This is a genomic window from Clostridium carnis (assembly GCF_054657435.1).
Genome location: NZ_BAAHYS010000001.1, coordinates 151,771 through 174,194 on the forward strand (window position 1 = coordinate 151,771; position 22,424 = coordinate 174,194).

General features: G+C 27.8%; 27 protein-coding genes. All 27 read right to left on the minus strand.

What is annotated here, in order from left to right:
* Positions 1-8: 8 nt before the first annotated feature.
* Positions 9-776: a FliH/SctL family protein gene (locus tag ACYQ1T_RS00810; RefSeq protein WP_459830824.1), complete on the minus strand. Its 768-nt coding sequence runs from the start codon at positions 774-776 to the stop codon at positions 9-11.
* Positions 760-1,776 carry a flagellar motor switch protein FliG gene (gene fliG, locus ACYQ1T_RS00815; protein ID WP_459830826.1) on the minus strand — a complete coding sequence of 339 codons (1,017 nt, stop codon included), beginning with the start codon at positions 1,774-1,776 and terminating at the stop codon, positions 760-762. The genes ACYQ1T_RS00810 and fliG overlap by 17 nt, the downstream gene beginning before the upstream one ends.
* A 4-nt stretch (positions 1,777-1,780) precedes the next feature.
* Positions 1,781-3,343 carry a flagellar basal-body MS-ring/collar protein FliF gene (gene fliF / locus ACYQ1T_RS00820; RefSeq protein ID WP_459830827.1) on the minus strand — a complete coding sequence of 521 codons (1,563 nt, stop codon included), beginning with the start codon at positions 3,341-3,343 and terminating at the stop codon, positions 1,781-1,783.
* 18 nt (positions 3,344-3,361) lie between these two features.
* Entirely contained in the window at positions 3,362-3,655 is a 294-nt protein-coding gene (gene fliE / locus ACYQ1T_RS00825) for a flagellar hook-basal body complex protein FliE (protein WP_459830829.1), read from the minus strand.
* A gap of 11 nt (positions 3,656-3,666) precedes the next feature.
* Entirely contained in the window at positions 3,667-4,071 is a 405-nt protein-coding gene (gene flgC / locus ACYQ1T_RS00830) for a flagellar basal body rod protein FlgC (protein WP_459830830.1), read from the minus strand.
* Between the two features lie 2 nt (positions 4,072-4,073).
* On the minus strand, positions 4,074-4,469 hold the full coding sequence (gene flgB, locus ACYQ1T_RS00835; RefSeq protein ID WP_459830832.1) for a flagellar basal body rod protein FlgB: 396 nt from the start codon (positions 4,467-4,469) through the stop codon (positions 4,074-4,076).
* A 536-nt stretch (positions 4,470-5,005) separates the two neighbouring features.
* Entirely contained in the window at positions 5,006-5,866 is an 861-nt protein-coding gene (locus ACYQ1T_RS00840; RefSeq protein WP_459830833.1) for a flagellin, read from the minus strand.
* A gap of 73 nt (positions 5,867-5,939) precedes the next feature.
* A complete protein-coding gene (gene fliB / locus ACYQ1T_RS00845) occupies positions 5,940-7,166 on the minus strand; it encodes a flagellin lysine-N-methylase (protein WP_459830836.1) in 1,227 nt (408 codons plus the stop codon).
* A 138-nt stretch (positions 7,167-7,304) separates the two neighbouring features.
* Positions 7,305-8,534 carry a flagellin N-terminal helical domain-containing protein gene (locus ACYQ1T_RS00850; RefSeq protein WP_459830838.1) on the minus strand — a complete coding sequence of 410 codons (1,230 nt, stop codon included), beginning with the start codon at positions 8,532-8,534 and terminating at the stop codon, positions 7,305-7,307.
* 242 nt (positions 8,535-8,776) lie between these two features.
* Positions 8,777-9,103: a hypothetical protein gene (locus tag ACYQ1T_RS00855; protein WP_459830840.1), complete on the minus strand. Its 327-nt coding sequence runs from the start codon at positions 9,101-9,103 to the stop codon at positions 8,777-8,779.
* Positions 9,104-9,105: 2 nt separating this feature from the next.
* A complete protein-coding gene (gene fliD / locus ACYQ1T_RS00860; RefSeq protein ID WP_459830841.1) occupies positions 9,106-10,593 on the minus strand; it encodes a flagellar filament capping protein FliD in 1,488 nt (495 codons plus the stop codon).
* A 30-nt stretch (positions 10,594-10,623) separates the two neighbouring features.
* Positions 10,624-11,007 (minus strand): flagellar export chaperone FliS, encoded by a 384-nt coding sequence (gene fliS, locus ACYQ1T_RS00865; protein ID WP_459830843.1) that lies wholly within the window; start codon positions 11,005-11,007, stop codon positions 10,624-10,626.
* Between the two features lie 12 nt (positions 11,008-11,019).
* Positions 11,020-11,310 carry a hypothetical protein gene (locus tag ACYQ1T_RS00870; RefSeq protein WP_459830844.1) on the minus strand — a complete coding sequence of 97 codons (291 nt, stop codon included), beginning with the start codon at positions 11,308-11,310 and terminating at the stop codon, positions 11,020-11,022.
* A 14-nt stretch (positions 11,311-11,324) separates the two neighbouring features.
* Entirely contained in the window at positions 11,325-11,672 is a 348-nt protein-coding gene (locus ACYQ1T_RS00875; protein ID WP_459830845.1) for a flagellar protein FlaG, read from the minus strand.
* 59 nt (positions 11,673-11,731) lie between these two features.
* Complete coding sequence (csrA, locus tag ACYQ1T_RS00880; protein ID WP_459830846.1) at positions 11,732-11,944, minus strand: carbon storage regulator CsrA; 213 nt, start codon at positions 11,942-11,944, stop codon at positions 11,732-11,734.
* A gap of 34 nt (positions 11,945-11,978) precedes the next feature.
* Positions 11,979-12,404, minus strand: a complete 426-nt coding sequence (fliW, locus tag ACYQ1T_RS00885) for a flagellar assembly protein FliW (protein ID WP_459830847.1) — start codon at positions 12,402-12,404, stop codon at positions 11,979-11,981.
* An 11-nt stretch (positions 12,405-12,415) separates the two neighbouring features.
* Positions 12,416-13,411, minus strand: a complete 996-nt coding sequence (gene flgL, locus ACYQ1T_RS00890; RefSeq protein ID WP_459830849.1) for a flagellar hook-associated protein FlgL — start codon at positions 13,409-13,411, stop codon at positions 12,416-12,418.
* A gap of 12 nt (positions 13,412-13,423) precedes the next feature.
* Complete coding sequence (gene flgK / locus ACYQ1T_RS00895) at positions 13,424-15,259, minus strand: flagellar hook-associated protein FlgK (RefSeq protein ID WP_459830851.1); 1,836 nt, start codon at positions 15,257-15,259, stop codon at positions 13,424-13,426.
* A gap of 50 nt (positions 15,260-15,309) precedes the next feature.
* Positions 15,310-15,720: a flagellar protein FlgN gene (locus ACYQ1T_RS00900; RefSeq protein ID WP_459830852.1), complete on the minus strand. Its 411-nt coding sequence runs from the start codon at positions 15,718-15,720 to the stop codon at positions 15,310-15,312.
* A gap of 1 nt (position 15,721) precedes the next feature.
* On the minus strand, positions 15,722-15,997 hold the full coding sequence (gene flgM / locus ACYQ1T_RS00905) for a flagellar biosynthesis anti-sigma factor FlgM (protein ID WP_459830853.1): 276 nt from the start codon (positions 15,995-15,997) through the stop codon (positions 15,722-15,724).
* A gap of 112 nt (positions 15,998-16,109) precedes the next feature.
* On the minus strand, positions 16,110-17,216 hold the full coding sequence (gene fliY / locus ACYQ1T_RS00910) for a flagellar motor switch phosphatase FliY (RefSeq protein ID WP_459830855.1): 1,107 nt from the start codon (positions 17,214-17,216) through the stop codon (positions 16,110-16,112).
* 1 nt (position 17,217) lies between these two features.
* The gene (gene fliM / locus ACYQ1T_RS00915; RefSeq protein ID WP_459830856.1) at positions 17,218-18,204 is read right to left on the minus strand and encodes a flagellar motor switch protein FliM; all 987 of its coding nucleotides are present in this window, start codon (positions 18,202-18,204) and stop codon (positions 17,218-17,220) included.
* Between the two features lie 17 nt (positions 18,205-18,221).
* Positions 18,222-18,620 carry a chemotaxis protein CheW gene (locus ACYQ1T_RS00920; protein ID WP_459830857.1) on the minus strand — a complete coding sequence of 133 codons (399 nt, stop codon included), beginning with the start codon at positions 18,618-18,620 and terminating at the stop codon, positions 18,222-18,224.
* Between the two features lie 21 nt (positions 18,621-18,641).
* Positions 18,642-19,001 (minus strand): response regulator, encoded by a 360-nt coding sequence (locus ACYQ1T_RS00925; protein ID WP_459830859.1) that lies wholly within the window; start codon positions 18,999-19,001, stop codon positions 18,642-18,644.
* A gap of 18 nt (positions 19,002-19,019) precedes the next feature.
* Entirely contained in the window at positions 19,020-19,619 is a 600-nt protein-coding gene (locus tag ACYQ1T_RS00930; protein ID WP_459830860.1) for a chemotaxis protein CheC, read from the minus strand.
* 13 nt (positions 19,620-19,632) lie between these two features.
* Complete coding sequence (locus tag ACYQ1T_RS00935; RefSeq protein WP_459830861.1) at positions 19,633-21,636, minus strand: chemotaxis protein CheW; 2,004 nt, start codon at positions 21,634-21,636, stop codon at positions 19,633-19,635.
* Positions 21,637-21,649: 13 nt separating this feature from the next.
* Positions 21,650-22,417: a CheR family methyltransferase gene (locus ACYQ1T_RS00940; RefSeq protein ID WP_459830862.1), complete on the minus strand. Its 768-nt coding sequence runs from the start codon at positions 22,415-22,417 to the stop codon at positions 21,650-21,652.
* Positions 22,418-22,424 lie beyond the last annotated feature (7 nt).

The window sequence follows — 22,424 nt, forward strand, 5'->3', positions numbered from 1 at the left end:
CAAGTTTTCTATCTAAATAGCTCTTCTTCCAATTTTTCTAATGTAATATCCATTCCTACTATTGTTTTTCCTGTTTTTCTTTCAACTACTGCATTACCACTTTTCATAAGTGGATCCTCAATTAAAAAAATCTCACCTTTTATGTTATAAGCTTTTTTATAATAATCACTTTTTGCCTTTATTGCTTCTATATGAGTTTTATTACATCTTATAACTATATTTTCTTCACCCTTGGCTTCTTCTACTAAAGGTTCTACTAAAGATATAATTCCTTCGTCACAACATATTTTTTGTCCTGCAATAATTTTAGCCATTTCTAATGCAAGTATTATTATTTCTTTTTGTTTTTCTTCTATATACTTTAAATAATCTTCATTTGCATTTTTTAATATATTATGAGCTTCTTCTATATCCTTTGTGACTTTTTCTTCTGTTTCTCTAGTTATATTCTCATAACCATTTTTATATCCAGAGTTATACCCATCTTCATATCCATTTTTTTGCCCTTGATTATATCCTTGCTCATATGCATCTTTTTCAATATTAGCTGCTGTAGTTCTTGCTTCTATTAATATTTTTTCAGCTTCCATTTTAGCTCTTTTTATAATACCTTCTCCGATATTTTCATAACTTTTTTTCATATCTTCTAAGGCTAAAATTTCTGCTGTTTTTTCTTTATTATCTTCTTTAATTTTACTTATATATATAGTATCTATTTTTTTATTATTTCCATCTTTTGCAGAAACATTTTTTATAAGGTTATACGATAATTGCATCTTCTCCACCTCTTGAGATTATAATTTGATCTGCATCCTCAAGTCTTCTAATGATAGAGACAATTTTTTGTTGTGCCTTTTCTACGTCCATTAATCTTACTGGTCCTAAGTACTCCATATCTTCCTTTAATGAAGCAGCAGCTCTCTTTGATTGGTTTCTGTAAATAGAATTTGCAACATCATCAGAGCATCCCTTAAGCGCAAGAGCAAGTTCCTTACCTTCAACTTCTCTAAGAATTCTTTGAATAGATACATCATCAAGAGTAATAATATCTTCAAATACAAACATAGAACTCTTAATTTTATCTGCAAGTTCTGCATCTTCTCTTTCTAAGCCTTCAGTAATATTCTTTTCTGTTGTTCTATCAACTTGGTTTAATATATCAACAAGAGTTTCAACTCCACCTAATGATGTCATATCACTTCTTACTACAGTACTTAATTTACTTTCGAGAACCTTTTCTATCTCTTTTATAACCATTGGTGAAGTATTACTCATAGTTGCAATTCTATAAGCAACTTCACTTTGCACATCTTCTGAAAGTTCAGCTAAAACTTGTGCTGATTTATCTGGCTGAAGATAACATAAAATAAGCGCAATTGTTTGAGGATGCTCATAAGTAATAACATTTAACAATTGATGAGCATCTGCTTTTCTAGCAATAGAAAATGGCCTATATTGCTGTGTGGCTTCTGTTACTTTACTTAATATTTCACTTGCCCTATGCGGACCTAGTGCTTTTGCTAGAAGGGTTCTAGCATACTCTATTCCCCCTTCTATTATATAGTCTCTAGCTTTATTAATTTCTAAAAATTCATCAAGTATAGTTTCTCTTTGTTCTGATGTTACAGATGAAATATTAGCAATTTCATAAGTGATTTTTTGTATCTCACTTTCTGGAAGCTTTTTAAGTATTCCTGAAGAAGCTTCTGGTCCAAGAGTTATAAATAATATAGCCGCCTTTTGTATTCCATTTAATTTTCCTGACTCTCTTGCCATCTTATCACCTCTCATCTTCTGCAAGCCATGACTTAATTATATCTACTACTTGGTCTGGTTTGTCTGTTGCATATTTTTTAATTTCTTCTTCAATATGAGCTTTTGGATTAATTGAGCTAAAATCTATTGGAGGAAGTTTCTCTGTATTAACTCTAGAAATATTATCATCTATAACAACATCTAATAAATTTTCTTCCTCATCTTGATTTTTATTCTTTTTCTTTCTAAATAATAAAATAGCAATTATTAATGATGCTAAAGCTAAAGCACCTAATGATATATATGTAATCATTTTATTTCTATTTTCCTTTGCCATTAATTCATTTAGTGCATCAAATTCTTTTTGAGCATTTTCTTTTGTTGCAGGATCAAATGTCATTCCTACTACTGAAATCTGATCTCCTCTTTCTCCATTAAATCCAATAGCTGTTTGTACAGCTTGTTCAACCGCTTTTTGAAGATTAGTATCTAAATTACCATCTATAAAAACAGATGCTGTTAATCTTTTAACTTCTCCTGGTGCACTTATTGTTTTTGTTTCTGTTTTTCCACTTTCATAATTTGTTTTTTGTTGTTCTTTTGAAGATGTTGTATTTCCATTTCCTGAATTCACTGTATTTCCCATATTATTATCTACAGGGCTATTACTAGTTGCACCATTATTATTTCCATTCAACTCTTTAGTTGTTTCTTGACTTATTATAACTTTATTAGGATTAATTACTGTTTCTGTTTTATTTTTTGAATCAAAGTCTAAATCTACATTAACAGTACTTTTTACCTTATTTTTACCTACAACAGGCTCTAAAAGTTCAACAATAGATTTTTGTAAATTTTCTTCATACTTCTTTTCTAATCCATATTGTTTTTCTACACTTTCAGCACTTGCTACACCATTTTCTAAATTATTTATATCTTTAGATAATAAATTCATCTTATCATCTACTACTTCTATATTCTCTTTAGGTATATTTTCTGTACTACCTGAAACAAGAGCAACTATTGCTCTTACTTGTTCTAAAGTTAATTTATTTCCAGCTGATAATTTTATATATACTGCCGCTTTTCCCGGAGTCTTATCTTCTACAAATACAGAATCCTTAGATGGTGTTATATGTACTCTTACATTTTCTACTTGTGGAAAGCTCTTTATAGTTTTTTCTAACTCTCCCTGTTGCATCCTTAGCTTTTTAAGCTTAAACTCTTCATCTGTCATTCCAAATGAACCACCACTATCCATTAGTTCATAACCTTTACTTCCAGTTGAAAGCTCTGGAGCTAATTCTAGTCTTAATTCATCAACTTTATCTTTAGAAACCATTATGGTCTCACCTTCAATTTTCATATCAACTTTTTTTTCTTTAAGTTTATTTGTAACCACCTGTGCATCATTAGGATCTAAATTTGAAAATAAAACTTTGTATTTATTGGCTGAACTATAAAAAATCATAGATATTATTGCAATTATAAAGGTTACTAAAGCAATAATTATAGCTATTCTCACGCCTTTTCCAAAGGATTTAAACTTTTCCATTAGTTTCTTAAAACCCTCTTTAAGCTTATTCATTAATCGCACCCCTTACTTCTATAACTGCATTCTAGTTAATTCTTGTACTGCCTCTACTACTTTATTTCTTACTTGCACAGCAAGTTGAAGTGACATCTTTGCTTCCTCTGTAGAAAGCATCACTTCATGCAAATCTACTTTTTTTCCCATAATAAGGTCATTATTCATATTATCTGATTCTACTTGTTTTTCGTTTAACTTATCTAAATTTTCTTTTAATATATTCCTAAAATTATTAGATTTTATATTATCTTTCTTATTTATGTCCTGTGAAAAAATATTTTCACTAGGAATGAATCCGTTTATTTTCATCTTTTATTCTCCTATCTTCCTAACTCTAGCGTTTTCATAAACATACTTTTTGTTGCATTTAAAGTATCTATATTTGCTTCGTATGCCCTAGATGCTGCAATCATATCTGCCATTTCATTTAAAATATTTACATTAGGCATATTAACATATCCATCCTTATCTGCATCAGGGTGAGATGGATTATACATCTTTTTAAGTGGAGATTTATCATCTACTACTCCCACAGCTTTTACTCCATTCAATCCCTTTTCATTATCTAAATTTTCTTGAAAAACTGCAATTTTTCTTATGTAAGGCTTTCCATCTTTACCTCTAGTTGTTTGAAAATTAGTTGTATTAGATGTTATTGTATCCATTCTTAATCTTTCTGCTGAAAGTCCACTTGCAGTTATCCTCATAGTATTAAATAAATTCATTTTTATCTACCGCCTCCTGAAATAACATTTTTAGTCATACTCATTTTAGAGTTTGCTTGTGTAATTAACGCATTATACATTAAACTATTAGCTGCTTGATCAACCTTTTCTAAATCAATATTTACATTATTACCATCCATTCTCATGCTTGTACTATCATCTTTCTTAATTAATACACTATTTGAATCATCATTTCCTTTAATATGCTGCTCTTTTGTTCTTTTTAAAGAAAATACCTCTTTAGCATTAGAAAAACTTTCATCAAATGATACATAAGACTTTTTAAATCCTTTAGTATTGACATTAGCCATATTATTAGATATAACCTTTTCTCTTAATGCAGAAATGTCTAATCCTTGTTTAATTAATCGATATGTGTTGTCAGTATTTATATTCAAATTTCTCACTCCTAAAATAACTCATAATTTATTGTATATAATTTCTATTACAAATAATTTTTGTAATTATTCTCCTTAACTATATTATAGTTTAATATAAATTATTTTTCTATAATAATTTTAAAAAAAATTCACATTTTATTTTACATATTTTCTCTTTTTTTGTATCTTTATACACTTTATTCGTCAATCTAATCACATTCTATTTTTTTCGACATTTTTCTCTATGATTATTATTCTCATCCATTAAAACTAAAAAAGGAGTTTGCTACTTTAAAATTTATAGTAAGAATATATTTTAAACTATTGGATTAAATGTTTATTTTGATACATGCCTAAAAGAAGTAAATATAAGCACAAAAAAAGTTACCATTGTAATTTTTTATTAATATTTTTTTAATAAAACGACTACATCATATCTATCATTAATAAGTTTAATAATTTAAGTTTATGAAAAAGGATGGATTCGATAGAATCCATCCTTTTTCATATATTAGCCTAGTTACTTTTGCAACATATACTTCTTTTTTTATAATCTATTTAATATTTTCTAATATTCTTAACACATCCTGTGGAAATCCATTACTTTGACTCATAAGAGCTATAGATGTTTGATGTAAAATTGATGTTCTAGAATACTCTGCCATCTCTAGTGCTAAATCCGCATCTCTTACCTTACTTTCCGCCTTTTCTAAATTTAAAGAAGTCGATGATAAGTTTTCTGTAGATGTCTCCATTCTATTTTGAATTGCACCATATCTACTTCTTATAGAATTAACACTTTTAATAGCTTCATCTATTACTAAAAGATTTTTATCTTTATCTTCTTTCTTTCTTACATCTAAATTCTTTAATGTATTTCCTTTTTCATCCTTTAAAACATCAGTTGTTACATTAAATACAGGTATCTTTATTTCTTCTTTAACATTTGCACCAATAACATGCGGTATATGTATTGGATAGTCATTATTCGAAACCTTATTGCTGTTTAATAAATTTACCCCGTTAAAAGATGAATTTTTAGCTGTATAATCTATATGATTTTTTAATTGATCTATTTCTGCTTGAATTGAATTTAAGTCTTTATCAGTTAAAGTACTATTGCTACCTTGAATAGTTAATTCTTTAATTCTAATAAGCACTTCCCCTATTGAACTTAGTGTTCCATCTACTGATTGCATCATAGAAACTCCATCTTGGAGATTTCTCTCTGCAGATTGAAGACTTCTAATTTGCATTCTAAGACCTTCACTAACAGCAAGTTTATTAGGATTATCTTTTGATGAATTAATTTTACTACCTGTACTTATTCTATTTAAAGCTACAGATTGTATTCCTAAATTCCTTTTATAATTCTTATATATATTTAATGAAGTCATATTTTGATTTAATCTCATAATAACTCCTCCCATCTTTTCTATTTATTAACATTATTATATAATAACTTATCATCATCTTAACCTTTATAGATTATTTTACTAATACTATCAAATAAGATAATTTATCATAACCTAGCTTTTTAACTTCATCACATATTTTATTAAGAAATTTATTATCATGCTCTATCACTCTAGAAAAGGAATAAAATATCTCTATTAATTTATCTTCTGTAAATTCTTCTTTATAAAAAGCTAAAGATGTAGTTAATAACATTTTTAGTGAGGAATAACTTACAATTAGCTTTATAACTTCATTATAAATATCTTTATTTTCCAATCCACACATAAAATTATTATATATGTTATAAACTAAATAATTTTCTATTATATATTCATGTTCTTTTAAAAACTTATTATAATAATCCTCCTCTATTTTTGAATATATTTTTATTAAATCTTCTAAAGATTTTTTCTCATCAAATCCTATTACTTTATCAAAATTAATGCACATTTCATTAAATTTATTATTTATAATTATTCCCATTTTTCTTCTTGCTTGTAATATACTTTTAACAACAGGAAACTTTACCTTTTCTATTGTTGGTATATTATCAAAAGAATCTATTACATCTTTATATTCTAAAATACCTTTATATTGATTTATAATTTCATAACATTTTTCTATATTACCATTGCTATCTAATATCTCTTGAACTTTTTCACTTATCATTACCACTATAGCAATACGTTTCCATATAGGTATATATCTATATTGTACAATACTAATACTTGTACTTCTTAACTCCCAAAATAAATTATATAAATCTTCATTTGTTTTTGTTATAATTTTAAAATACTTTTTATTATCTAAATTCAACTCTTCTTCACTATAATTAAAAGTTATACATTCTTTATTAAGTAAAATTTTTCTACAAGCTTCTGGACAAGATATTGTTAATCCAAGTTCATATAAATTATTAAACTTATTAGTACTTCTTGGATAAGTTTTGCATGTAAAGCTTAAATATCCACCCCCTAATTTTTTATAAACACTACATAAATTATTGCTGTCAAGCATTGAACATGCTCCATAAGAATTTAATTGAATTCTTGCATAACTATTACCACTGACATTTTTTCTATTTCTTTTTATATTTGAGTTTAATTCTAATCCAAAACTACTTTTTAATTTTCTATATTTAATAAATGTTTCCTTATCAATATCAATATTCCATATAGCAGAACAACAATTTGCTTCACAATCACTTCCTATACATCTAAAGTCATCATAATATTGAGGCTTTAAAACTTTATCCATAAATTTTATACCTTTCACTTTATTATTTAAATTTCATATTTATTATCGTTAAAATTTTACGAAACTTTATATAATAATTATTTATACTTATGTAAAAAGAGCGAGATATAATCTCACTCTAAATTAATTTTATAAATATTATCTTAATAATTGAAGAACACCTTGTGGTTGTTGATTAGCTTGAGCAAGCATTGCTTGAGCAGCTTGAGAAAGGATGTTATTCTTTGAGAAACTCATCATTTCTTTAGCCATATCAACATCTCTAACTCTGCTTTCTGCAGCAGTTAAGTTTTCTGAAGATGTACTTAAGTTATTAATAGTATGTTCTAATCTATTTTGTACAGCTCCAAGCTTAGCTCTTTGAGTTGAAACTTGTTCTATAGCTGTATTAATAGTTTTTATGCTACCATTAGCAGTTTCTCTACTTGAAACATCTGAACCATTAATTGTAAATTTAGCTTTATCTTTTAGCTCTTTATTTTTAAATCCTAATTCTGCATCTGTAATTTCTTTACCATCAATAGTTATTTTGTCAGTTCCTAATGTTCCTACTAATTTACCATCTTTTATAACATTAGTTCCTGATACTTCATAAGTTCCAGGTGCTAATTCCTTGGCTTTTCCTGTAATTGCATTCTTAATATCTGCAACACCATTTTTAACTGTTATTACAGCTCCATCACCTAATTTAGATGTAACTAATGTTGTTTCTTTAGTGTTTGCTGTTATTTTAGTTCCATCGTCAGATGTTGCTACAACATTTCCATCTGTATCCACTATATTTTTTCCTTTTAGTGTATAAGTTCCATCAACTAAGTTACTTTTATCAGTTAATTTTATAGTTTCAATTGAGTTTGTTGATGTTAAGCCTAAACTACTTGAATCCATTTTTGAAATATCTAAATCTATACTTTGATTACTATTAGCTCCAATATGGAATTTACCTTTAAATCCACCATCTAATAGCTTTTGAGTATTGAATTCTGTATCGCTAGCTATTCTATCTATTTCTTTTGTTAAAGCATTAACTTCTTCTTGGATAGCTTGTCTATCTACAGCAACGTTTGTATCATTTGAAGATTGTACTGATAATTCTCTCATTCTTTGAAGAATGTTGTGAGTTTCGCTTAAAGCTCCTTCAGCAGTTTGGATAAGTGAAATACCATCTTGAGCATTTCTTGAAGATTGATCTAATCCTCTGATTTGACCTCTCATTTTTTCTGATATTGCAAGACCTGCAGCATCATCTCCAGCTCTGTTTATTCTTAAACCTGAGCTTAATTTTTCCATTGACTTTCCTGACATTGCAGTGTTACCTGTCATATTTCTGTGTGCGTTTAACGCGTTCATATTGTGATTGATAATCATAATAAATTCCTCCTTGAATTTTCCTTTTAGACATCCTTGTCTTTTATTTTTTTATTTTAGAAACTAAATTATTATAATTTAGTTTTACTAACTATTTACTCTTAAGAGTTTTTAAAGCTTTATATTATATTTATCGTCATCTTTTTATATAACTTTAGCTTTTTATAAAAATATTTTTATAAATATTTTAAAGCCTTATGTTATACTTATCGTTGCTTTTTTATATAACTTTAGCTTTTTTATTATATTTGTGTACTAAAAAAACTTTGTATTTTCATATTATTACTATATGCACTATTTACACTTTTTCTTTTTCTAAGAGTTAGTAATTCCTCTTTTACCTTTAATTGTTCTTCTTCTATTGTAACTTTAAACAACTTATCTATTTTGTCTATTTCTAAATCTAAGTACCTTTTCTTAATTTCATCCTTTGATACTTCTAATGAAAATATTTTTTTTAGTAATGTATCTCTTTTTTCCATTATATCTTCTACATCTGCATCCATTTTTATTTTATTTAATGCTTTTAATGTTATTTTTTTATATTCTAATAAAATTTCTTCAATCATAACTATCTTCCTAATTGTTGTGCAAGATAGTTTTGTTGTGAATTATATTTATTCATCATTTTTTCTAGCTTTGAATATTTAGTATAAAGTAACTGTTCTCTTCTTGAAAAATCTTTTTCTAAATCCTTCATTTTCTTTTCATGCTTTTCAATAGTTTTTGTAAGTTCATTATTTACAATAGTTGACGAACCTTCTATACCTACCTTTTTAATAAAAGAAGATCCTACTGTCACAGTTTCTTCATATAAAATACTTTTTAATCTTTGCATTAATCCACTTTGAATATATTTTTTGCTATCTGATACCCCTTCTGTAGTTGGTTTAGATTTTATAAATAAATTCATTACTTCTTCAGAATTTTGCTCTAATGATTCAGTCAGCTTTTTTTCATCTATTGTAAATGTTCCATTTTTTGTTCCTTGATAATTTGCTACTGGTTTTATTCCTATTTTTTCAAGACTTAATCCTGAACCTTCTACTAAATCTCTCATTGCTTGTTTCATACTATTTGCAATTCTTGTTACATCTTGATCTCTACTAAGCTGTCCCTTTTTAACTTTTTCATTCCAAAGCTTTACTTCATCTTCTGACATTGATTTTTTTTGTTCTGCTGTTAAAGGCATAAAACTTTTATCCCTTTTTTCACTTGTCATAGTATTAAGCTTTTCTATTAGTTTATTATAATCATTAATAAAGTTAACAAGCTTTTCTTTAATTTCTTTAGAATCCGTTTTTCCTGATATTTTTATTGGTGTAGAAGTAGGTGTTACATCATTGAACTTAAAGTCTATTCCATCTACTACAACTCTATTTCCAGTTAAAGCTATTTCTCCTACGTTATCTCCATATTGAATTTTATTTCCATTACTATCTTCAAGCTTTACTCTAGCATTTTCACCCTTTGTTATAGTATATATATGACTATCACTTTTCATGGTAAAGTTAATATCTTTTCCTGTTTCTTTAGACGATACAACTATCCCCTTGGTAAAATCAGAATATTCTGCTTTAATACCTATGTTAGATAACTCCGAATCCAATTTATTAACTATTTCTTTTTCACCAGTTAATCCCTTTAAATCTACATTAATAGTTTTTCCATCCTTTTCAATTGTTAAAGTCTTATCTTTTAAATCATCTGGATTTATTATCTCACTTTTAGTTGATGTTGCTAATTTTTCTACCGTAACCTTATAATTCCCTGTTTTAGCTCCTGCTAGTCCAGTTGCTGAAACTGAAGTTTCATCACTTGATGTAAACTTACTTGTTCCATAATTACTTGAAAGTAATAAACTATCTTTATTAGCAACATCAAAATATTTATTGTAAAATTCTCTTGAATCCTTTATTACTTCTCTATATAGTTTTTGTTTTATTTCAACTATCTCTTTTTTTTGACCTTGCTGATCTATTTTTACTCTATAAGGTTTCATTGAATCTTTAACTATTTGATCCATATCTAAACCTGATGCTAAGCCTGTTATTCTCATACTTCCTCCTTTTTAATAAAAAAATCTTTTTTATCTTTGTTTTTTTGAAATTTCATATGCTTCATGCCATGTATCTCTAACATTTTCTATTACTGGTATTAACTCCTCTAAAGCATTTAAGTCCTTACTTAAGTTTATTTCAAATAATCTTGTTTTTATAAACTCGTATACTTTAAATATTTGCATAGCCCATTCCCCTGCATTTCTATCTAACGAAACCATTAATTCTGTAAATATATCTTGTACTTTAACTAAGTTTTCATGGCTCTTTTTAATATTCTTTTGTTCTAAAGCTTCTTTTGCTATTTTAGAAAACTTTACTGCACCATCTACAAGCATTAATAGTAACTGTTCCTTTGAAGCATAATTTACACTATTATTTTTATATACATTAAATGCATTGCTGCCATACATAATATAATCCTCCTATTTTTTCACATCCAGAAATGTTCCTTGTAATAAGTTACTTTCTTTTTCTTCCTTTTCTGCATTAAGTTTTATTGCTGGTTCTTCTAACCTAGTAGCTTTGACAATTATTTTTCTTTTTTTATTTTCCTTAGCTTCTGATTCTATATACTCTTCAAAGGATTTTTTATTTCCTTTTTCGCTATCTCTATATATAGAAATTTGTTCTTTTCTATGAACTTTTCCATCTCTTGTTCTTTCATAAATCTTTCTTCTTAAGTCAGTATCTATTTTATTTAACAAAAAGTTCATATAATCTCCTCCAGCTAAGCCTTTTTATCAATAGCAACACCTACTAGTTCACACATTTTTGCAACTAAATCTAGTATTTTTTTAGGTGGACATTCCATTATCACTTCTTTTGTTTTTGAATCTACAATCTTAATCATTATATCTCCAAATCTATCGTGTACAGAATATTCAGCATAAGTATTATCATCCTTTAAAAATTTATTTAACTTATCCACTGCCTTTGCTAAATCTTCTTCCCTATACCCCTTATCTTTCGAAGTTACATCTACTACAACATCCTTGTTATTGTTATTTAAAACTTCTCCACAGGAATAAACATCAAGGTTAGCTTGTCCGCCTTGACTTACAACCTTCATATCCATCTCAAATTCCTCCTCCCTTTAAAAATGAAAAGGGAATAATCCCTTTCGTCTATACTATTTTATTTAATATTTTTTAGAATATCTAAATCTATTTTAATAGCTTCAAGATTTTCACTTTCAACCGCTTTATAAATTTCTTTTCTTAAAATACTTATATCTTTCGGAGCTGAAACTCCAAGTTTTACGCTACCATCGTCTATTTTAGATATAGTTATCTCTATATTATCACCTATTAAAATCGACTCACCTTTTTTTCTTGTTATAACTAACATAACAACCACCTTTCTTCAAATTGAAAATGGATATTTATTTAAAAATTATAGGATGTTTTATTTGATAAATTTCTTTATCTCCTATAAATTGTTCCCCTATTTTCTTTTTTATATTTATAACTAGTGGAGCTTTAAGATTTGCTGTTATGTTTTCAACCTTAGAGTTTAAGGTAACTATTGAGTAAAGCATAATATCCTCTGGGGATACTACTTCAACTTTTTTTATAATTTCATCACTAAGTTCTATTTCATAAGTACTTTCTACATCAAATGGAGATATTACAATAAATGCTATATCTTTATTTTCTATTGATTGTACAATACTAAATGGACTTTCATTTGAAACTTTTTTAATAACATATTTCTTTAAGTCTTCGAAACCAGGAATTCCCTTTTTAAAAGTTACTATTTCATCTTCATCATAAATAATCTTTCCATGTACTGGTGATACTAATTCCATTTCACTTCCCCCTATCTTAAGAAGTCTAATAGTGATGGTTGTATTATTTTTGCACTAGTTTGAAGTGATGCCATATATACGCTTTTAGCTACTGATACTTCAATATTTTTTTCTGCAAAATCTATATCTTCTGTTTTAGATAAAATATCTTTCATATTAAAGTTTTGTTCTTCATTTTGCTCTCCAGCAGAATCCATTCTATTTTGCTTTGCACCTACTTCTGATCTTATTCTTAATAAGTTTGCCATTGTTTCATCTATAGCTGATAAGTTTTCATTTGTAACTTTTTCTACATCTATCGAATCCTTTGAATCTAGATTATTAGTAATATCTTTTAAAAGATTCATTACATTAGATTCTTTTCCATGTCTATCTTTAAATAATAATAAATCTGTAGCAGATACACTATATTCCATAGTTACACCTTGTGAAATTTCTACATTAAGCTTTTTATTAATCATATTAATTTGTTGCTGTATTTCAAACTCATCGCTATTAAGATTTAAGTGCTCTCCATTTTTTCCACTTAAGTACATTATATTATTTCCTGTATCTGTATCCTCCATTGATCCAACAGGTTTTGAGCTTCCTTTAGTTCCTCCAAATATATATTTACCATCAAAGCTTGTATTTAATATTTGTGTTATTTCATTAACTTTTTCATTTATTTCATCTTTAATTGCTTTCTTTTCATCACTTCCATAGGCTGCATTCCCAGAAGAAACCATAAGTTCTCTAACTCTTTGAAAGCTATTATTTAATTGTTCTAATGCCGTATCAGTTGTATTTAACCAGTTTGATGTATCTTTAATATTTTCATTATATTGAATATTAGTAGATATATCTGAATGTAATTGCATACTTCTTGCTACTTTAAAAGGATTATCAGATGGTCTTCTTATTTCTTTACCTGATGTTAATTGGTCATTTAATCTTTTTAAAGTATTTTGATTTCTATTTAAATCTTTTAGAAAGCTTTTTGCCATCATTTGATTTGTAATTCTCATTCACTTTCACTCCTATCTCTTTAATCCATTAATTACCACATCTAAAAGTTCATCTATTGTAGATATAATCTTTGCACTTGCGTTATAAGCATGTTGAAATTGTACTAAGTTTGCCATTTCTTCATCTAAAGATACACCAGATTTTGATGCTCTTGTCTCTTCTAAGCTAAATAGTAAGTCCTGTTGATTCGTAACCATTCTTTTAGCTTCTTGAGCTTGTACACCAAGTTTATCAACTGAATCTTTAAAGTATGAATCTAGTTTCATACCTGATGATGAATTTTCTATCTTAATACCATTTCCATCTATAGAGTTTCCACCTTTAGAAATATCAAACATATCTTTTCTTGAAAAAATAGTTTCATTTACACTTTGTATTTTAAGAAGTGAATCTCTAAGTTGCGCAATTGCTAATGCTCTTGCTCCATCTGATTCACCATCAATTGTGTTATCAGCTGTATAAGCAAACATATTATCATTGGTTTTAGTTTTTATTTTCATAACATTCTCTAATATTTCTTTATTAATTGAAATATTTTTAGCTGTTATTTCTTCTTCTTTATATAAAGTTTCATCTAAATTTTTTAATATATTATTATTATTGTATTTAGCTATATCTTTATTAACAAAGTATGGTAAGTAATCTCTATCAATACCTATTCCTGTATTTATCGGATTATCCATACCACTATGGATTGTATTTACTGAAAATGCTATTGATTTTGCAAGCTTGTTTAGTTGATTCATATATCCAAAAATATCTTTTTGTACTGAAACTAAACCACTTAAATCACCGTATTCAGGTTTAAACATCATAAGTTCTGTTGCATATATAGTATCTCCATCTCCAATTGGATAACCATCACCCTTTACAGCTTGACCATCTTTACTCGCCCAAATTATTCTATTATCATTTATAGCTTGTATCTGTTCTTTGGACATGCCAGAAACTATCATAGTTTGTTTATTACTTTCACTATCCATATTACCATTTTTATAATATGTAATTATATAACTATCTTCTGACATATCAGCTTCATTTTTTGAGATTTCTGATACATATGAAAATCTAGTAACATCTCCATTTGGATTTGAATTTACTATAGTAGAAACCTTCATTCCACCTTCATCAGCTGGTCTTAAGTCTATACCATTAAATTCTCTCTTATCAACTTTTAAATTAAACTTATAGCTTAATTTATCTACTAATAAGTCTCTTTTATCCATTAAGTCATTTGGACTATTTCCAGATACACTTACATTAATTATCTCTTGATTCACTCTATCTACTTGATCTAACATGCTATTTAATTCTGTTATTCCACTTCTAAGCATATTTTGAGCATTACTCTGTAATTTTTCTAACTTTGTATAAGTGCTATTTAAAGCATCTGTCAACGCAGCTGTTTGCTGTGCAGCTACAGTTCTTGCATTTGAACTATTAGGTTGCTTAGATAATTCTTGAAAAGAATCAAAAAATTTACCCATAAGGCTCGAAATGCCTGTTTCTGATGGTTCATTTAAAACACCTTCTATTTCATATAAAAATTTATTTCTTGCATCATACTTTCCAAGAATAGAACTTTCATTTCTTACTTGAAAATCTAAAAAACCGTCTCTTACTCTTTCTATAGCTTGAACTTGTGCTCCTGTACCTAATTGTCCTGGTTGAACAGAAGATCCCCTATAGGCTCCACCAAAAGGTCTTGTTGTTTCAATTTTAGCTCTTTGTTTTGAATATCCTTCTGTATTGGAGTTATTTATATTATGTGAAGTTACATCTAGGCTCTTTTGAAAAACATTCATGCCTCTTTTTGCTATATTGAATGTTGAAAATAGTCCTGCCACCGCTTTTCCTCCCTTATTTATGCATAATTAAAATTATTTTAATACACTTATTATCTTTTTATATTTCCATATGAATTATAAACTGGAACTTCTCTTCTTGGATTAATAAGATTTAATAATCTATTTGTAAAGCTAAGTTGTTGTTTTATAAGTAATTCATTAGTATCTTTTTGAAGCGTTATTTCTTGTAAAAGTTTTTGAAGATTTCTATATACTTGATCTAATTCTCTATCTTTAGAATACTCTACAAACTCTTTTATTGAATTCTGTCCAAGTAATTGTCTTCTTTCAACCTCTACTTCTGCAATCTCTCTATTGCATAACTTAATTTCTTCAACTATACCTTCTAAACCAAAAATATCTTTATCCATAATCATTTTATATTGCTTCTCAAGTAATATTAATAACATTCTTAAAGCGCTATCCTCTTTTTTTAAAATTTGAAGTAGCCTATTAGTCATACTAGTCTCTTCCTCTCATCGAATCTACCATTCCTTTAGCTATTAATTTTGAATTGTAGCTATAAGTTCCTGTAGATATTTTATTTCTTATCTCTTCAACTTTAGCTTTGTTATCATAAATATTTTTATCTATAGAATAATCCTTTAAAGCTTTTGCTTCTTTAGATAGTTCAATTCTATCTACTTGGATTTTTTTATCAACTTTATTCACTTTATTAGATGACATTTTATTGTAGTATTCCGCACTTCTTACATACCCAATTCCTTTTATGTTCATTTGAAGCCCTCCTGAATTTATTATCTATTTTATTTATCGTACATGATTCTATTAAGTTTAGTTTTAAAAACAAAAAACTAGAAATGGATTTAATCCATTCTAGTTTTTATTCCTATCTTAATGACTTTATTCTTTCAGCACCACTTACTATACTTGTTATTCTTACTCCAAAGTTTTCGTCTACGACTACAACTTCGCCATAAGCTATTTTCTTTCCATTAACTAAAACCTCAACTGGTTCTTCTGCTAATTTATCAAGTTCAACTAATGATCCTGTACTTAAATTTAATATATCTTTAATACTTTTCTTAGTTCTTCCTAATACTACTGAAATATCTAATGGAACATCCAGTATAAGATCTATATTTTTATGACTTTCTCCAACTGTCCCTTGATTTAAAGGTTCAAAGCTAGCTTTATTAACTTCAACAGGAGTTTCTATAGTTTTTACACTTTCCGTACTTATAGTTTTTTCTTCAAATTTATATTCTTCTTTAGGTTCATTTACAACTATTTCACTAGCTACTTCCTTTATATCGTCGTCTTCACCCATCATTATTGAAACTATTTTTTTTGCTGTAGGTATTGGAAGTATTTGCATCATATTTGATTGAACTAATCCTTCAATACTTAAATCAAAACATACTTGAACTATAGGTTCTGTTTCTGTTATAGAATCTGTAATAGTTTCATCTATATCTTTCCATATCTTTGATTTTGGTGGAGATATATTTACTTCTCTTGCAAACATAGTTGCCATAGAAGTTGCTGCTGAACCAATCATTTGATTCATAGCTTCTTGAACAGCACTAACTTCAATTTCTGACAACTCTGTAGTTTGTACTTGTCCATCTCCTCCCATCATAAGATTTGCTATTACCGCCGCATCTATTGTCTGCATTATCAATATATTTCTTCCTGTAATACCTGATGTATATTTAACATCTAATATTATATTAGGATATTCAAAGTTCTCTTTTATCTCCTTTAAAGTTGTTATCGTTACTCTTGGAGTAGTTATATTTACTTTTTTATTTATAATTTGATAAAGAGCTGTTGATGCAGAACCCATTGATATATTTCCAATTTCACCAAGTAAATCTTTTTCTATATCTGAGATTATTTCCTGCCCATTATTAGTTGGTTTCTCTTCTTCTGCTTCTGATCCGCCATTTAATAATGAATCTATTTCCTCTTGAGACAAAAAACCATTGCTCATTCTAATTCACATCCTTATCTAAAATATCTAAAAGTTCTATTCCCATGTTTTTACCAACTATTCCTGGTTTACCTATAAAACAATTTTCATCTTCAACGAATACTTTTACAGGTTCATTATACTTTGTATCTAAAACCAAAACATCTCCGTTTACTAGCTTTAAGAAATCATCTATAGTAATTTCTGTATTACCTAATTCAACACGCATAGAAACTTCTACAGGATCTAATCCCTGTTTAACTTTTTCCCTAGATTCTGCTATTAGATCTGACTCATCTGACTTAAACCAGTATTGAACTATAAGCTTATCAAGCACCTTCTCTACACTTAAATATGGAATACAAAGATTCATATATGTAGTATTTCTGCCTAATTCTACTGAAAAACTAATTAATGCAACTGGTTCATTTGGAGCTAAGGTTTGATTTGCTGCTGGATTTGTTTCCAACCCTTCAAATTCTGGACTTACCTCTAAAATACCATCCCATGCTAAAACTAATGATTTTATCATTTCAGATGTAATGTTCGCCAGTATATTTTTATCTATTTCTGAAAATTCTTTTTCATATTCCTTACGTTCGCCTGTACCGCCTAATAATATATCTAGTACTCTAAAGGAAAACTGAGGGTTCATCTCTAAAAGTAAGTTTCCTTGCAGTGGTGGCATTCTAAATACTGAAATCATTGTTGGATTTTGAATAGAGTGAATAAATTCTTCATATGTTATCTGCTCTACACTTTGTATTTCTACTCTTACATGCTTCCTTAATTGTCCTGAAAGATAGTTTCCAATTATTCTTGCAAATCCATCATGAACCATTTCTAATGTTCTTATGTGATCTTTAGAAAATTTTTGTGGACTTCTAAAATCATATTTTTTTATTTTATGTTTATCGTCCTTCTCTACTAACTGTTCAGGTGCTACGTCTCCTGTAGAAAGGGCAGATAACAAAGCATCTATTTCACTCTGTGATAAAACCTCTGCCATTTTCTTCCCTCATTTCCTTATTGATTTAGTAGTTTCTCTATTTCTATTACTGTTAATAACCTTCCATCAAGGTCAATTACACCCTTAATATATCCTTCTATATTATGAGCTCCTAATTTTTGCATTTTAACTTCATCTATATCTATTACTTCTTCAACTTCATCTACTGATATTCCAATTTCTTCACCATCTACTTTTAATATGATTATATTATTCTGTTTATTTTCTGAAGTTATTTTTAAAAGTAAGTTAATATCAACTAAAGACTTTATACTACCTCTTAAATTAATTAAACCCTTAATATACTCTGGAGCTCTTGGGACTGTAGTAATACTCATCATATCATTAATACTTAATATTTTATCTGTTTCTACTGCGAAGTGTTCTTCCCCTAATTTAAATACAACAAATTGCATTTGACTCTCCTCCTAATTAGTTTAGCCAATTACTTTTCTAATAGCCTCTAACACTCTATCTGCTTGGAATGGCTTAACTATAAAATCCTTTGCTCCTGCCTTTATAGCATCCATAACCATTGATTGTTGACCCATTGCTGAACACATTATTATTTTAGCACCAGCATCAAAAGATCTTATTTCTTTAACTGCTTCTATTCCATCCATATCAGGCATTGTTATATCCATTGTTACAACATCTGGATTTTCTTTCTTATATAAATTTACTGCCTCTATTCCATTTGAAGCTTCTCCTACTACTTCAAAACCATTTTTTTGTAGTATATCCTTTATCATCATTCTCATAAATGCTGCATCATCAACTATTAAAACTTTTGTCATTTTTTTATCCCTCCAAAATTATCTTATTCCTAATGAATCTAATATTATTTCTAATGAACCTGGAGCTGGAATGTAATAAAAATGTCCATCTATATTACTATCATCTTCTCCAATAAATAATGTTTCTATATCTAAAATATACTCTTCGTACTGTCCAGCTTCTACAAATGTAGAAACAAGTATAGCACTTAGCATATCATTAGCTACTGCTGGCACTGATGCCGACGCTTTTACTTTAATAAAATCTGCTATGGCATTCATAAATGAAGAAGATATTATATTACCTATTTCCCCCATAACTGAAGTTCCCATTTCATTAATAGTAGTTTCTTTTGATCCTGTTAAATTTGATATTATATTTAAAGCTACATCAGTTTCAAATACATATAAAACACTTCCTGGAATATCATCTTGAACCTTTACCAATACTGCAACTACTTCGTTTTCTTTATAATTATCAAATAATTCGCTAAAAGCTATAATATTTAAATTTGGAACTGACATATCTATTTTTGTTCCAAGTAACATCGATAGAGAAGTTGCTGAGTTACCAGCTCCTATATTAGATACTTCTCTTAATGCATCTAGTTGTAATGAGGTTAAATTTTTGTAATTCATACAATACCTCCTTTTAAATCAATGCAGCCACATCTAGAATTAATGTTACTAATCCATTACCTAATATAGTAGCTCCAATATACTCTTTTAGCCCCTTTAGTGTTTTCCCTAATGGCTTAATTACTATTTCTTGTTGACCAAATAATGAATCTACTAATAATCCCACAGTTTTTTCTCCAACTTTTACTATTATTATAAAGCTTTTTTTACCATGTTCTGTTTTTATTCCAAGTCTCTTATTTAACCTTATTAGAGGAATAATATCATCTCTATAAACTATAACTTCTTCGCCATTAGTTTTCTTAATAAATTTTTCTTTATAATCTATTACTCTATCTATAAATCCAAGAGATATAGCTAAAGTTTCCTCTCCTACTTTTACTAGTAACGCTTGTATTATTTGAAGTGTAAGTGGAAGCTTAATTACAAAAGTTGATCCCTTCCCCTCTTCACTTACAACATCTACAGTTCCTCCTAGAGATGAAATTTTTGTTTTAACAACATCCATTCCAACTCCTCTACCTGATATATCAGTAACTACTGTATTAGTGCTAAATCCTTGAGCAAAAATAAGATTTTTAATATCAAAATCACTTAATCCCTCAGTTGATATTCCCATTTTTTCAGCTTTGGCTTTTACCTTAGCTACGTTTATTCCTGCTCCATCATCACTTACTTTAATAAGTGCCTTTGTTCCTTCTTGATATGAAACTAATTTAATTGTTCCAACTGGATCTTTACCATTTGCAACTCTTTCTTCTTTACTTTCTATACCATGGTCTGCAGCATTTCTTAAAAGATGTATTAATGGTTCTCCTATTTCATCTATAACAGTTCTATCAAGTTCTGTTTCAGCACCTTCAATTACAAAGTTTATTTCTTTCTTAAGTTCAACCGATAGATCTCTTATCATTCTTGGGAATCTGTTAAATACAACATCTAAAGGCAACATTCTAATTTTCATAACTAAATCTTGCAAATCAGAAGTTGTTCTCTCAACCTGTTCTAAGGTTTCGACTAACTCTTGTGATTTATTATCTATAACTATTTGTTCTAATCTAGTTCTATAAATTACAAGTTCAGATACCATATTCATTAACTTATCTATTCTTTGTAAATCTACTCTTACTGATTGATGTCCTCTTTTATTTTCTTTCTTCTTCTCTGTTTTAGATGCTATGCTTTCCTTTATTGGCAGCGTTTCTATCTCTTTTATAATTTCAGTATTTATCTTAACGTCTTCTATAAATTCATTTAAAACTATCTCTTCTAATTCTATGTAAGAAGTTTTAACTTCTCTAACTTCTGATATATTTCTTACTACTTTTCTAATGTTCTCACTTGAATTGCTAGTTACTAAAACAAAGGATAATTCTGAATCAAACTGTTCATTTTCAATATCTTCTGTAGATGGAATAGATTTTAAAATTTCTCCATGGCTTTCTAACTCTTGAACTATTAAAAATGCTCTAGCAGATTTTAATAAAGTATTTTCACTTAAAATAATTTCTATATTTACTGCATTAAATCCATTTTCATTTGCTTGTTTTATTACTGAAACATCATATTCATTCAGCTCTACCTTCATATTTGGGGTTTCTTTTTCATCAACTGATACGGTTTGCTCTTCAACCACCTTATTATTAGCTATATCTTCTAATGATTCCATAATTTTTATTATATCTACTACTTCATCATTACTTTCTTCTATGTTATTTACCATTCTTTCAAGAGTATCTAAGCAATCAAATAATGTTGTAACAACATTTTGTGTAACTTTTAATTTTCCTTCTCTAAAGTTTGATAAAACATCTTCCATTTTATGTGTTAATTCTGCTATATCATTAAATCCCATAGTAGCTGCCATACCTTTTATTGTATGTGCTACTCTAAATATCTCATTTAATTTATCAATATTCTCTGGTTCTTGTTCTAAATCTAGCAATGCTTCATTCAATGTTTGAAGATTCTCCATAGATTCCTCTAAAAACATTCCCATGTATTGAGATACATCCATGATTTATTCCCCCTTATATTTTTTTATATATGAATGTTGATACTTTGTCTAAACCATATTCTTTATAATTATATATACTTTCTGTTGCTCCAACAAAAAGTAACCCACCTTCTTTTAAGGAATTTGTAAATTTTTTAAATATTTCTTGCTTAATTTCATTTTTAAAATATATTACTACATTTCTACAAACAATTAAATCAAAACCTTTTTCATAGTTATCCACAATTAAATCATGCTTTTTAAATTCAATCATGGATTTTATACCATTATCTATAATATAATTTTTTTCACTTTTTACAAAATACTTTTTTAATAAATAATCATCTATATTTTTCATTTCAGCTAAAGTATATTCTCCCTTTTTAGCTCTTTGTAATATTGTACTATCTATATCAGTAGCTAAAATTGTATGTTTATAAGATGAATTTATTTCTTTTAATATCATTGCTATTGTATATGGCTCACAACCTATAGAACATGCTGCACTCCATATTTTAAGTTTATTACCTTTAGATAATAGTTCATTTTTTATAGCCTTCTCTAACTCTTTAAAAAGTTCTGGATTTCTAAAAAATTCAGTTACATTAATAGTTATAAAGTCAAGAAATTTTTTTCTTTGATCATCATCTTTAATTAGAAGTTTTTTATATTCTTCCAAGGAAGATATTCCTATTCTAGACATTAAACTTCCAATTCTTCTATTTAATTGTTCTGGCTTGTAGGCATTTAAGTTAACTCCTAGTTCTTTAAAAGCCCAGCTATGAAAATCATTAAAATCCATATTTCCT